The sequence below is a fragment of the Tessaracoccus bendigoensis DSM 12906 genome, from assembly GCF_900141915.1.
Taxonomy (GTDB): domain Bacteria; phylum Actinomycetota; class Actinomycetes; order Propionibacteriales; family Propionibacteriaceae; genus Arachnia; species Arachnia bendigoensis.
Map to the genome: position 1 here is coordinate 28,845 of NZ_FQZG01000013.1, position 12,919 is coordinate 41,763.

Annotated in this window: 10 protein-coding genes; 2 read left to right on the forward strand and 8 right to left on the reverse strand. The window is 66.6% G+C overall.

Annotated features, from left to right (window positions below; translation table 11 throughout):
- Positions 1-44: 44 nt before the first annotated feature.
- A complete protein-coding gene (locus BUC15_RS04715; RefSeq protein ID WP_073186386.1) occupies positions 45-1,394 on the forward strand; it encodes a Gfo/Idh/MocA family oxidoreductase in 1,350 nt (449 codons plus the stop codon).
- Complete coding sequence (locus tag BUC15_RS04720) at positions 1,391-2,791, forward strand: Stealth CR1 domain-containing protein (protein ID WP_073186387.1); 1,401 nt, start codon at positions 1,391-1,393, stop codon at positions 2,789-2,791. Before BUC15_RS04715 ends, BUC15_RS04720 begins: the two co-directional genes overlap by 4 nt.
- Before the next feature lie 55 nt (positions 2,792-2,846).
- Here BUC15_RS04720 and BUC15_RS04725 read toward each other — a convergent pair whose 3' ends face one another.
- The 8 genes from BUC15_RS04725 to serS form a co-directional block, all read right to left on the reverse strand.
- A complete protein-coding gene (locus BUC15_RS04725) occupies positions 2,847-5,543 on the reverse strand; it encodes a bifunctional glycosyltransferase/CDP-glycerol:glycerophosphate glycerophosphotransferase (RefSeq protein WP_073186388.1) in 2,697 nt (898 codons plus the stop codon).
- Between the two features lie 127 nt (positions 5,544-5,670).
- Positions 5,671-7,329, reverse strand: a complete 1,659-nt coding sequence (locus BUC15_RS04730; protein WP_073186389.1) for a stealth family protein — start codon at positions 7,327-7,329, stop codon at positions 5,671-5,673.
- 40 nt (positions 7,330-7,369) lie between these two features.
- Positions 7,370-8,257 carry a glycosyltransferase family 2 protein gene (locus BUC15_RS04735; protein WP_073186390.1) on the reverse strand — a complete coding sequence of 296 codons (888 nt, stop codon included), beginning with the start codon at positions 8,255-8,257 and terminating at the stop codon, positions 7,370-7,372.
- Complete coding sequence (locus tag BUC15_RS04740) at positions 8,254-9,060, reverse strand: CDP-alcohol phosphatidyltransferase family protein (RefSeq protein WP_073186391.1); 807 nt, start codon at positions 9,058-9,060, stop codon at positions 8,254-8,256. The genes BUC15_RS04735 and BUC15_RS04740 overlap by 4 nt, the downstream gene beginning before the upstream one ends.
- Complete coding sequence (locus BUC15_RS04745; RefSeq protein ID WP_073186392.1) at positions 9,057-9,803, reverse strand: ABC transporter ATP-binding protein; 747 nt, start codon at positions 9,801-9,803, stop codon at positions 9,057-9,059. The genes BUC15_RS04740 and BUC15_RS04745 overlap by 4 nt, the downstream gene beginning before the upstream one ends.
- Complete coding sequence (locus BUC15_RS04750) at positions 9,790-10,635, reverse strand: ABC transporter permease (protein WP_073186393.1); 846 nt, start codon at positions 10,633-10,635, stop codon at positions 9,790-9,792. The genes BUC15_RS04745 and BUC15_RS04750 overlap by 14 nt, the downstream gene beginning before the upstream one ends.
- 53 nt (positions 10,636-10,688) lie before the next feature.
- The gene (locus BUC15_RS04755; RefSeq protein WP_073186394.1) at positions 10,689-11,543 is read right to left on the reverse strand and encodes an HAD family hydrolase; all 855 of its coding nucleotides are present in this window, start codon (positions 11,541-11,543) and stop codon (positions 10,689-10,691) included.
- Position 11,544: 1 nt separating this feature from the next.
- Entirely contained in the window at positions 11,545-12,810 is a 1,266-nt protein-coding gene (gene serS / locus BUC15_RS04760) for a serine--tRNA ligase (RefSeq protein WP_073186395.1), read from the reverse strand.
- Positions 12,811-12,919 lie beyond the last annotated feature (109 nt).

Below are 12,919 nucleotides of genomic sequence, written 5' to 3' on the forward strand. Positions count from 1 at the left end.
GGGGAGCGCCCCTCGCCGGGCGGACGCCGACGAGAGGGGCGGGTGTGAAGCGGGTAATCACCTACGGCACGTTCGACCTGTTCCACGATGGTCACAAACGGCTGCTTGAGCGCGCCAGGGCCCTCGGGGACTATCTCATCGTCGGTGTCACCTCGCCCAGCTACGACAACGCACGGGGCAAGCTCAACGTCCGGCAATCACTGGTTGAACGGATCGGAAACGTCGTCGAATCCGGCTTGGCCGACGAGGTGATCGTCGAGGAGTACGAGGGGCAGAAGGTTCTCGACATCCAGCGCCTCGGCGTCGACGTCTTCGTGATCGGGTCCGACTGGGCGGGGAAGTTCGACCACCTGGCCGACTACTGCGAGGTCGTCTACCTGGAGCGCACCAAGGGGGTCTCAAGCACAGGGCTGCGTGAGGCGGGCGGGGTCCTCCGCATGGGCATCATCGGCACCGGCCGGATCGCGCGGAGGTTCGTCAGGGAGGCCCGCTACGTCTCGGGAGTCAACGTCGAGGAGGTCTGGGCCAGGACCCACTCCAACGCGCTGGCCTTCGTTGAGGAGTTCGAACTGGCGGGGGCTCCTGAAACGCTGCCCGACCTGCTGCAAGGAATCGATGCCGTCTACATCGCCACCCCCCACGAGACGCATGTCGGGTTCGCGCGCCTAGCGCTGGAGGCCGGGGTCCATGTTCTCTGTGAGAAGCCGATGGCGCTCAGCGTCGCGGAACTTGAACAGCTCTCCACGCTCGCCGACGAGAGGTCGCTGGTGCTGCTGGAGGCCCTGAAGACGGCGTTCGCCCCCGGGTTCCAGAGGATGGTCGCCGTCGCCCGCAGCGGCACGATCGGCAGCATCCGCTCGGTGAGCGCGACATTCACCAAACTCGTCCGCTCAGGGAGGGAGGTCGAGGGACCGGAGGCCGGGGCACTCTCCGAGCTGGCCTCATACCCCTTCCTCGCCATCGTGAAACTGCTGGGCACGTCTCCGGAGTCGGTAACTGCCCGGGCACTGAAAACGGACGGGCACACCGTAGACCTTTTCGCACGCGTCAACGTCGACTACCCGCACGCGATCGCCACCGCGACGGTGGGGCTGGGCGTCAAATCCGAGGGCAGCCTTGTGGTTTCGGGCACGGAGGGCTACCTGTACGTCCCTGCGCCCTGGTGGCTCACCGACTACTTCGAGACGCGCTTCGAGGATCCGCGGCAGAACAGGAAGTACTACACCCCGTTCGACGGCGACGGGCTGCGCTACGAGTTGGCCGAGTTCAGCTCGATGATCCGGGACGGGGCGAGCGAGTCGTTCATGCTGCGACGCTCCGACTCGCTGGCCATCGCGGCCCTGATGGAGCGGTCCCGACGCGATGCACGGCCGTTCGGCGGCACCCAGCCGTGAGCCGCTCCGGCGTCTCTGCGATCGCGCACCGGACGCTCCGGCTGGCCGAGGCGGGACGGGAGGGAGCAGGCCATGCCTGGACCCGCATCCGCGACCGCGGGCTCGCCTTCCCCGGCTCCGTCTGGGTGACGTTCCGGGGCAACTCGGTGCCCGCTTCACCCTGGGAATCGTCGCGCGCTGCAGTCGACGCCACGCTCGCGACCTGCGTCGAGGCGCTCGGGTCGCTCCCGCATCGGGTCGACGCCGATGGCTGGGAACTGCCGACGATCACGGTCGCCGACTGGGATGCGGCGATGGCCGCCCTCCGCCGCACCGACGGGCCACCTCTGTACACCGGCGACCCCCACCCACTGCCTCTGGACCGGGCGCACCCGTCCGAGGTGGCCCGCCTGTTCCACTTCTGGGAGGTGGGTGGCCGCATGGTGGCGGGGCCCGACGTCGGCGTCGACATCTGCCTCTCGGACACCACCCGGGCACCCCGGGTGGGTGACATCGACCTCGTGTTCACGTGGGTCGACGGGAGCGATCCGACGTGGCGGGCCGCACGGGACGCAAGGCTCGGTCGATCCCCAGGGCTGCACCCGACGGCGGCCAACGACGCCCGCTTCGATCAGATCGACGAGCTGCGATACGCGTTGCGCGCCGTCGAGCGCTACGCCCCCTGGCGTCGCCACGTGTTCCTGGTGACCAACGGCCAGCGCCCCTCCTGGCTGGCCGAGGAGTTCCCGCATGTGGTCCTCGTACGCCACGAGGAACTGTTCGACGATCCGACGGCATTGCCGACGTTCAACTCACACGCGATCGAGTCGCGGCTGCACCACATCGACGGCCTGGCGGAGCGCTGGGTCTACTTCAACGACGACGTCTTCCTCGGCCGCTACACCCCACCGTCGGTCTTCTTCGATGAGTCGGGCAACCCGCGGGTGTTCCTGGCCGAGGAGACCATACCGGACGTGTCGCCGTCCCGCGAGGACCAGCCGGTCGTCGCCGCGGCGAAGAGCAACCGGGAGGTGCTGGCGCGGCTGACCGGCCAACCGCTGCGGCACAAGCTCAAGCACGTGGCGCATCCGCAGCTGCGGTCGGTCGGTGCAGAGCTAGAACGCCGCGCACCCGCCGAGTTCCGCGAGACCGGCCGCTCGCCGTTCCGCGCGCCGGAGAACCTGTCGGTCGCCTCCTCGCTCGCCCCCCACTACGCCCTGGCCACCGGAAGAGCCAGCCTTGGTAGCGTCTCGCATTTCTATGCAGACGTGGGCTCTCCCGAGTTGGCGTGGCGGCTCCCCCACCTCCTCGAGTGGCGCGACGCGGACATCGCGTGCCTCAACGCGACCGAGTCGTCGCCACGTGCCAGCCGTGCGGTCGTCCGCGGTTTCCTGGACGCTTACCTGCCGACGGCTTAATGATTACTCGACCGGACGGAACAAACCCGCAGTCGCGAAACGAGGAGGATTCGCCTCACCGGCGGCGGGATCGATCTGCGTCCTGAATTGCCTCGACCAGCCTTTGTGAGTTGCCTCCACCGCTGAATGCAAAGAACGAATCAACCCGGTCACGGTAGCGGGCGGGCATCGCACACGAGTCGACGATCAGATCGCGCAGGGTGTCAACCAGTTCCGGCACCGTTGCAACCACCGGGCCGAAGCCGTCATCGTCATATGAGAAGTAGCCCTCGCGGTACAGATGCCCACCGAAGAACTCCTCACGGTCTCCCTGAACGTAGACGACAGGCTTGCGCAGATATGCGAAATCGAAGGCGACGCTGGAATAGTCGGTGACAAGCACCTCTCCATGAGCGAAGAAGTCGCGGTAGTCGTGTGGGTACTCCCCGATCGAGATGCGATCGGTTCCCCTAAATCGGAATGCCTCCGCCGCATGAGACGGGTGTAGCGCAAAGACTCCCCGATAGCCGCAGGCCCTCATCACATCGTTCAGCCTTCGATCACCGATCACCCCTTGCCAGAACTGGAAGTAGTCGCTCTCTGCGAAGTTCGGCGCGCTCTGGACGCGTCCGGACTTCTTGTCGAGGGCCCCACTGAGGTTGCGGCGCCAGGTGGGGGCGAAGACGATGAGCCTATCTGGGTCATTCTCCAGCCTGTCGAAGCGGGGCATCCCGGTCAGCGCCACCTGTTCGGGTCGGTACCCGTAGGGGCCGTTTAGGATGGATTCCCTCTCCCGCTCGGCGCTGGTGACAAAGAGATCGAAGCCCTTCGCGGGACGGTTCAGCCAAGCACTCTGATCGTCCTTGGTAACACCGTGTTGGAGGAAGACGGAGCGTGACTTCACAAGATCATTGAGCATGGTGGGGCTGGCCCCCAGGAGATTGACCATGTAGTCATCGCCAGCCGAGTTCAACACCACCGCAGCGTCGAGGTAAGAACGGATGTGCTTCCGGCTGCCCGGTTCGAGTACCACGCCCAGCCTTGAGAGTTCCTTATACTCCCCTGCGCACCTGCTGAGCACGAATCTGGGCTCTATCCCTCGGACCGGGTTCGCCGCAAGGTATCTGAACAATGCTTCGCCATTATCGCCTGCCTCCGACTTGTGGTCGGCGATCAGCCAGATGTCTTTGCGCCTGATGAGCCTGCGTGTCAGCACGCCGACACGTGCCAGCAGATCGGCCTTCGGGTACCTGCCCTTGACCCCCCTCAGCAAGAGTCCGACCTCGGCCATGATCATGCCGCGGACAGACAGATGGCGGCGGGCAATGCTGAACGGCCGACGAAGCGTGTACAGGGTGTGGCCGTCTCGTCGGTAGTAGGGGAGCTTGGGACTCCCCGCGAACCGGGTGAACCGATTGAGTCGCGGCGTCACCGGTGCCTCGTCGCCAGCCCCGTCACCCAGGTGCACCACGGCGCGCAGATCCTCTCCTGCTGCCAACCGCACTCGGACCCGGAAGCGCCGCGCCGCCACGAGATCGTCGGCGAGCCTATGCCGGACCGGCGACGTATCCGGGAGGATTTCGGCCGGATAGTAGCGCTCACCAGCCTCGAATCCGTAAGACCATTGCCCGATCTCAACCGCCCGGAACCTGCCTTCAAGCACCACGTCATCGCCGTCTGGTTCGAAGAAGTCGATATCGCAACGGATTGGGCGGTGCCTGGCTCCTGGCCGAGGCTCGAAACTGTAGACCGGGAATCCGTCAAGCCGGAAGATGCGCTTGTCTCGGACCAACCGTTGAGCCAGGTGGCCATCCTCACGCAGGTTGAGCATCGCGAGCCGGACCTCGATGGGTGCCCTCTGCGCCATGATGACTTCCACGTCGAGCTGACGCAGCAGGTCGCGGAGGTCTGCGCGGTACCGGTCTTCGAGGGCTGGGTCCATCATCGAGAGGTCGCCGCGTACCCGCCAGGAGAGGTCGTATGCCACCATGGCCTGGGCATATCGAGGGGTCGCACCATGGAGCTCCCGGCCCGCATCGAGCATCCGCTGATAAGCCAGTGCCGGTACCTCCGTGTAGTACTCAGACCGGAACTGGCTCCCGGAGACGAGCGACCCCCCGACCGCGTGGCGTCGATTCAGATAGCGTGGTCCTGCGACGACCCCGTATTTCATCTTCTTGAGGATCACCTGCGTATTCAGGGTCTGGTCCTCGGAGATGAAGAGCCGCTCATCGAAGGCCAGGCCGTCAAGCGCCGCCGCCCTTATGAAACTGCCCCCTCCGTGCGGCTGGACAAGGTTCCACTCCTGCTCGACGTCAATGACGCGGGTGGTGTCGAACCTGCTCCTGTTGTTCCAGTGGGGGCCATTCTTGGTGCCGAACATGTGCAGCCCTATGGCCACTAGATCCACTTCGTCGCCGTGCTCTGCAAAGAAGTTCGCCACGTCGCCGATCGCGGTGTCCGAGTAGAGGTCATCCGCGCCTAAGAACCCCAGGATCTCACCCCTTGCCTCGCGGACCCCACGATTCAGCGCGCTCGAGACACCACCGTTGGGCTTCGAAAAGCACTTGACGACCCCGGGGTGCACGCTCTCATAGGTTTCGCAGACCGACGCGGTGTCGTCTGTGGAACCGTCATCGACCACCACCACCTCGACCATCTCAGAAGGAACCTGCTGGTCCAGGACCGACTGGATCGCCTGCCCCAGGTACCCTTCGGCGTTGTAGGCAGGGATGATGATGGAAATGAGTGGGGCTGGCGCACCGCTGGTCACTGTAATCCGGCTTTCGAATTTGGGAATTGGATGGGCTGGCGCAACGGATCGTCTCGCCCATGAAACGCGAACAGGATACCAAGCGGCCTCTTGCTCGGCCCCGTCCGGACGCCGGGCCCCGGCACCGTCATGGGCGGTCGCTCTCGAATCCGCTGGTCAGCGGGAAATAGGACTGGAGAAAGGCCGTGAGAGCCCGCCTCGCGGGCCCGTCGACCTCACTCGATCCGGTGTCGTTGAGGCAGAAGACCGCGAACCGGCGGTCGCGCAGCCAGCGCGCCAGGACAGATTCGATGTCGGGCCGGGAAATGTCGGCGTAATTATACGAGATGCCACCGACCACTGCCCTGCCGGTGGCCGCCCCGTAGCGCTGCGCCAGCCCAGAAAGGACGGAGTGGTCGGTGTGGGAGCGGAACCTTGCTGCCACATTCGCGGCGAACACCTCGGGGAAACGCTCCTCCATCTCGCTGAGGACCGCCACCCGGTGCGCGTGCGGCGTGTGCTTGAGTTTGGTGGTGATGGTGCGTCCCAAGACTGCTTCGAGCAATGCCCGGTTGTTTTTCGCGGCGCTCGTGACCGAGACGTCGTCCGCACGGCTCGGCCCTGGGTCGATGGTCGCCTTACTGGGGAAGAACTTCGGCTGCCCCGCACCGGTGAAGAACTGCTCGGGACGCACCGGCCGCCCGAAGAAGACGTCGTCGTTGAGATAGATGAATCGGTCGGACAGCCCGGCGATGTGGTGCAGCCGCGATTCGATCGCGTGCGAGTTGAACACCGGCAGTTCGTCTGGCGTGAAGATGTCCCTGTGGTCCACCACCGTCAGGCGGGGGTGCGCGAGGTTCAACCAGGCCGGGAGTTGGGCATCGGTCACGAGATAGAGACGGTTGAACCAGTTCGCATACATCTCCACGGAACGCAGCGAGTAGCGCAGTTCGTCGTGGCTCTCGAATCGGGACGCGATCTGGGCGTCGGGGGAGAATCCCTCCCCGCTCCACCTCGCCCGCTCGGCCAGCCAGGCCGGGTCGGCGCCGTCCACCCACGTGTAGACGATGTCGACCGGTTCGACGACCGCATCGACCGACGGCTTGAAGCGCGGCTCCGGTTCGAGTAGCGCGGCCTGGACCTGGGGGGTGATGTAGGACGCGAACCCGTTCTTCGGCCCTCCCGCGCTGACCAGCGTGCCAACCTCGAAGGTGCCACCGTCGACCCGTTCGACGCCCTCCCGGCCGATCTCCGTCCAGCGTTCCAGCCTCACGCATTCCTCCCGGTCAGCCACCCGCCCACCGTCGGAGGAGACCAGCCTGCGGAACAGATCCACCGACCCGCGCTCCGGTGCGGAACCGAGCGCCGCCACGGCAACCAGCCTTGTCCCGATGGCGGCCCACAATCCCGAATCGGCAGCGCCGGCCGCTAGCAGGCGCCAGGCGCGCTCCCACTGTTGTCCGCTCACCACGAGCACCGGGGGCCACTGCCCCGGCAGACGGTATGCGGGCACCTGATCCTGCGCCAACGCCTCGACCACGACCTCGGCGAGGCGACCGAGGTGTTCCTCAGCGTCGAACTCGGTGACCACCTGGGCGCGGTACGGGCGTGCCGACCCGACGATCAGGTCGCCCGCACCCGGGACGTTGCCCAGCCTGGTGCGTGCATCACGCAGTCCCGCAAGGAGGCTGCGCTGCACGCGGGTCTCGCCGTGCAGGATCGCCGACGCCCGGGCCCGGGCCCCTGCGGGCAGCGCCCGGTACAGGCGTCTACCGGTGCGCTTCGCGGCACCTACGGGTCCACTCATCGGAGGCTCCCTTCATGGTTTCTCGGGATGGGCATGTCCTTCACACGATCGGTGGTCGGCCGTGTCTGGTCATGGTCGCCACCGTCGACCACTTGAGTTTGGGGCGGCGCCGCCCCTCCCAGGGTCGCTCGGTCCAGCCGTCGAACCAGCCGTTCCACCACACCCGGTCTGCGTGTTCCGGCAGGTCGCGCACCAGGTGGTGCAGGGTCCACGTGAGCACATAGGCCCAGGACAAGGGCCAGTGCAGGCAGCGTCGCGCGAGCCAGACCCTGTTCCTGGCGTTCATGTAATGGAACTCGCTGTGCCGGGTCGGAGCCACCACCGGGTGCCCCACGAGCAGATCGGCCCGGTACTCGACGCGTCTGCCGACGTCCCAGACCCGCCAGGCCAGTTCGATGCCCTCGTGCGCGTAGAAGAACTCGGAAGGCCAGCCGCCCGTCGAATCGAAGACCACCCTCGGCAGCACGACGGCCGTCTCCAGCACCGAGAAGACCTCGCTACTCCTCGCGGGGTCGCCCTTCCGGATCCGTGGGATCCAGCGGCGCGGTTCCTCGCCGCGGCGCTCGGGATCGATGATGCGCGGCTGGATCATGCCGAGCGTCGGGTCTGCGCGCAGCAGGGTCGCACAGTCGGCCAGGAACGTGTCGGACAGGAGCCAGGAATCGTCATCCAGGAAGAAGATGAACTCCCCCTGCACGAGCTCCGCGCCCGCGTTCCTGCCCGCAGGGATGCCGAGGTTCTCACCCAGCAGGTCGACCCTGACCCCCTCGGGCACATCCACCGCTTTCGACCCGTTGCACACCACCACCACGTCGAGGTGCACGTCGCGTTGCGCGAGCAGTGAATCCAGGGCCCGCTTCAGTTCCACGGGGCGCTTCCCCATCGTCAGCACCACCGCCCCGTAGGCATACCCTGAGGCAGGATTCATCCGGTGGCCAGCCTCGGCGACTTCCAGATCGCGACGAAGTGCCCGGCGCTGACCACCCAGATTCCCACGGCCAGCACCGCCACATAGCCTGGCCACACCGCCGGGGCGAAGGCTGCCACGACGGCAACGACCAGGCTGACCAGGGTCAGCTCGATGGAGTGGAAGATGCGGTGGAACGGCACAAACCGGGACAGCCTGCGAAGCCTCGCCAGGAAGGAGCGGCCGGGGATCTCGCGGAGGCCTTCCTGGTCCGGCAGGCGGTCGAGCCCCGAGTTGGTCCGCGCGAGGGTGACCATCATGTTCAGCGACTTGTTGAACCAGATCCCCGCGGTCAGAAGCGCCCCGAGGAACGCGAAGCGCCAGTCGAACGGCGGTCCTATCAGGAACCCGGCGGAGACGCCCAGGAAGAGACCGATCGAGCCCTCTGCCACGTAGTGGCCGATCTGGTCGAGGAAGATGCCCCGGGGGCTCATGGTGTCGCGCCACCTGGCGACCTCACCGTCACAGCAGTCGAGCAGCATCTGCAACTGCGTCAGCAGCACGGCCACGATCGGTCCCCACAGCCCCGGCAGCAGCAGCGCCGGGCCCGCCAGGCCGCCCGCGATGATCATCAACCAGGTGACCCCGTTCGCGGTGATAGGGGTCCGCACGAGCAACCAGGTGAGGTGCACCGAGATGCGCCGCATATACAAGGTGCCCGTCCAGTGCTCCGCGGTGGCCCGCCCGAGCACCGAGTCGGGTTGCACCACGGCACGCAGTTCGGGAAGGGTCGGCCGCTGCGGCCGCGCTGGCGACGGCGTCATCGCCGCACCCCTTCGTACGCGGTGACCACCTCGTCGGTCGGCCCGTCCATCTGCAGCACTCCCTGGTTGATCCAGATTGTGCGGTCGCAGGTATCGCGGATCGACGACATCGAGTGCGAGACGAGAAAGATCGTGCCCGCCTCGGTGGCGAGTTCACGGATCCGGGCCTCTGAGCGCTTCCGGAACCTCTTGTCGCCGACCGCGAGCGCCTCGTCGACGATGAGGATGTCGTGGCTGCGGGCCGACGCGATGGAGAACTTCAGCCTCGCCTGCATCCCCGACGAGTAGGTCCGCATCGGCAGGTCGATGGAGTCACCCAACTCGGCGAAAGCGGCGATATCGCCTTTGAGTGTCTCGACCTCCTCTCGGGTGAAACCCATCGCGAGCCCGCCAAGGACAATGTTGCGCGACCCCGACAGGTTTGGCAGGAGAGCCGCCCCGACTCCCAGGAGGTTCGGGCGCGACCGGGCGTAGACGGCCCCGGCCGCGGGCGGGGTGAGCCCTGTCAGGGCCCGCATCAAGGTGGATTTGCCCGACCCGTTTGACCCGATCACCCCGATGGTCTCGTTCTCGTACGCGGTGAAGGACACCCCTTTGAGCGCGTGTACCTCCCGGATCCCGCGCGTCATATTGAGCAGCCCGCTTCGGGCGTTGCCCGCCGCCTTTCCGGAGGCGAAGACGCGGTACTTGACGTGGAGGTCGTCGACGACGACCACGGGCACCCGGGGCTCAGTCGCGTCCATAGCGCTCCTCCGCCCGCCAGAAGAAGACCGCTCCGCCGAAGAACACGAGAATCGAGCTGAGGGCCAGTACCCCCCAGTAGTAGGAGGGGTAGTCCGAGCCGCCGATCAGGTGGTGGCGGGCGATCTCCAACACCTGGTAGAGCGGGTAGAAGTCGTAAGCGCGCAGCACCGCCGGATGATTGGCGAGGATCCGGTCGACGGCGAACAGCACCCCGGAGGTGTAGAACAGGATGCGGCTGATGAAGGGCAGCAACTGGGTCAGGTCGGCGACGTGGACCGTGAGCCGGGCCGTGATCAGCGCGATGCCGGCATTGAACAGCGTGAAACAGGCGACCAGCGGGATCATCACGAGCCAGTGCCACGACGGGAAGTGCCCGAACACCATTAGGATCGGGATGAGGACCACGAGCATGATCAGGAACTGCAGGAAGCGTTCAACGGTCGCGGCGAGTGGCAGCGTCATCCGGGGGAACGCCAACGACTGGACGAGGTTGCGGTTTCCGCTGATGGCCTTCGAACCGTCGTTGAAGCAGCCTTGGAAGAACTCGAACAGGAATACCCCGACCACGACGTAGGCCGGATAGTCGGGGGGACGGTTCCCCGCCTGCAACAACCCGAAGATCAGCCCGTAGATGCAGGCGTTGAGGATCGGCCGGAGCACGACCCAGGCGATCCCCAGACGGTTGCTCTCCAGCCCGGCCCGCATCCGGAACCTGGCCATGGTGACGATGAAGTCGCGCCGTCGCCAAACCTCGGCGACATACGCGGGGAAGGAAGGCCGCGCACCGACCCGCGGCAGGTCCCATGCCTGGGCTGAGGGAGGCGACGACACTGGGGGGCCTTTCGGGTGAGCGATCCCGAGCAGTGTACCCGCACAACCTATCGTCAGGAGGCGACCGCTGCCGTGTCCGCGAACCAGCGGTCGAGCTCCTCGACCGTGCCCAGGTCCTGGAAGCCCCCGGTGACGGCGTCGGCGGCGGCCTTGACCTCGTCGGGCGCATCCCCCATCGCTACCCCGCGGCCCGCCCATTCGAGCATCTCGATGTCGTTGCGGCCGTCCCCGATGGCCAGCACGTCCGCGCGGTCGATGCCGAGGTCGTCGCACACGATCTGCAGCCCGTGGGCCTTGTCGACGCCCTGCGGGGCGATGTCGAGCCAGGCGGACCAGCCGATGAAATAGGAGACCTCGTGCAGCCCGAGTTGCGAGACCAGGCCGGAGAACTTCTCTTCGGTGCTCTCCGGGTCACGCACGATCACGCGTGAAACGGGCCTGGAGGCCAACTGCTCAACGGATTCGAAGGTGATGTCACCGAGGAGTTCACCCGGTGGGAACTCCTTGTTGACCCGCCAGTCGAGCCCATCCTGGACGGCGATCCGGGCTTGGGGCGCCAGTTGCGCCACCCGGGTGACCACCGCCGCCGGGTCGAACCGGCTCTCGTGACGGACCTCGAACGGCGGATAGGTCACGACCATCGCCCCGTTGGACGACACCGCCCACCCCGGGGGCAGGCCGAGTTCATCGAACACCGTCCGGGTCGCGAGCCACGAGCGACCGGTCGACAACACCACGGGCACGCCGTTGTCCACGACCCGGCGGACCGCCGCGTGTACCTCCGGCGGCATCACGCCGAACCCGTCGACCAGCGTGCCGTCGATGTCGAGGGCCACCAGCCTGGGGCGGAACCCTGACGCCGTCTCGTGAGTCGGCCGGCGCAGCGTCCTGGCAAGCCAGCCCTGCATGTCAGCCAAGGCTCTCTCGGCCGCCGAGGAACGGGCGCAGCGCCTCGGGGATCCGGACGGAGCCGTCGGCCTGCTGATGATTTTCCAGCAGCATGATGATGATGCGGGTCATGGCGCACAACGTCCCGTTGAGCGTCGCGACCGGGCGGACACCGTCTTCGAACCGGCCCCGGATGTTGAGTCGCCTGGCCTGGAACTCGGTGCAGTTGGAGGTTGAGGTGACCTCGCGGTAGCGCTGCTGCGTGGGCAGCCAGGCGTAGCAGTCATATTTGCGGGCGGCGCTGAGGCCGAGGTCGCCGGACGCGACGTCGAGCACCTGGAACGGCAGTTCGAGCTCTTGCAGGAACTCCTTCTCGTAGCCCAGCAGCCTCTGGTGCCAATCCTCCGCATCGGCCGGTTCGCAGTAGACGAACATCTCGACCTTGTCGAACCAGTGGACCCGGAAGATGCCGCGGGTGTCCTTGCCGTAGGAGCCGGCCTCTCGGCGGAAGCAGGGCGAGTAGGCGGCGTACCGGCGAGGCAGGCTGGCGCCGTCGAGGATCTCGTCGGAGTGGTAGGCGGCGAGCGCGACCTCGGAGGTGCCGACGAGGTAGAGGTCGTCCTCTTCCAGGTGGTAGACGTCCTGCGCGGCCTGGCCGAGGAACCCGGTGCCTTCCATCGCGGACGGCTTGACCAGCGCGGGCGGGATCATCGGGGTGAAGCCCCACTCGGCGGCCTTCGTCATGGCGAGGTTGAGCAGCGCCAGCTCGAGTTGCGCGCCGACGCCGGTGAGCACGTAGAAGCGCGAGCCGGAGATCTTGGTGCCGCGCTCCATGTCGATCGCGCCCAGTGCCTCCCCGAGCTCGAGGTGGTCCTTCGGCTCGAAGCCTTCGGCGGCAAAGTCGCGGGGGGTGCCGCAGGTTTCGATGACGATGCCCTCGTCCTCGCCACCTTCGGGGACGCCGTCGATGACGAGGTTGCCTAGCCTGCTCATCAGGTCGTGGAACCTGGCTTCGGCTGCGGTGGTGGCGGCCTGGGATTCCTTGACATCGGCGGCCAGCTGCTTCGTGGCGGCCAGCAGTTCCTGCTTTTCTGCGCCCTTGGCCTGGGCGACCTTCTTCCCCAGCGACTTCTGCTCGGCGCGCTGCGTCTCGGAGGCGAGGATGGCGGCCCTGCGAGCCTCGTCGGCGGCGATGAGTTCGTCGACCAGCTCGACCGAGGCGCCGCGGGCGGCCTGGGAGCGTCGGACTCGGTCGGGGTCTGCCCTCAACCACTTCGGATCAATCATGTCGCCAACCATACTCAGGCGACGCCCGGTCGACCGCGTTGGCACGCTCGGTGCAGGTCAGACGTTGAGCACTATTCCGGGTTCGTTTACCGAAATGACGCCCAGCTGC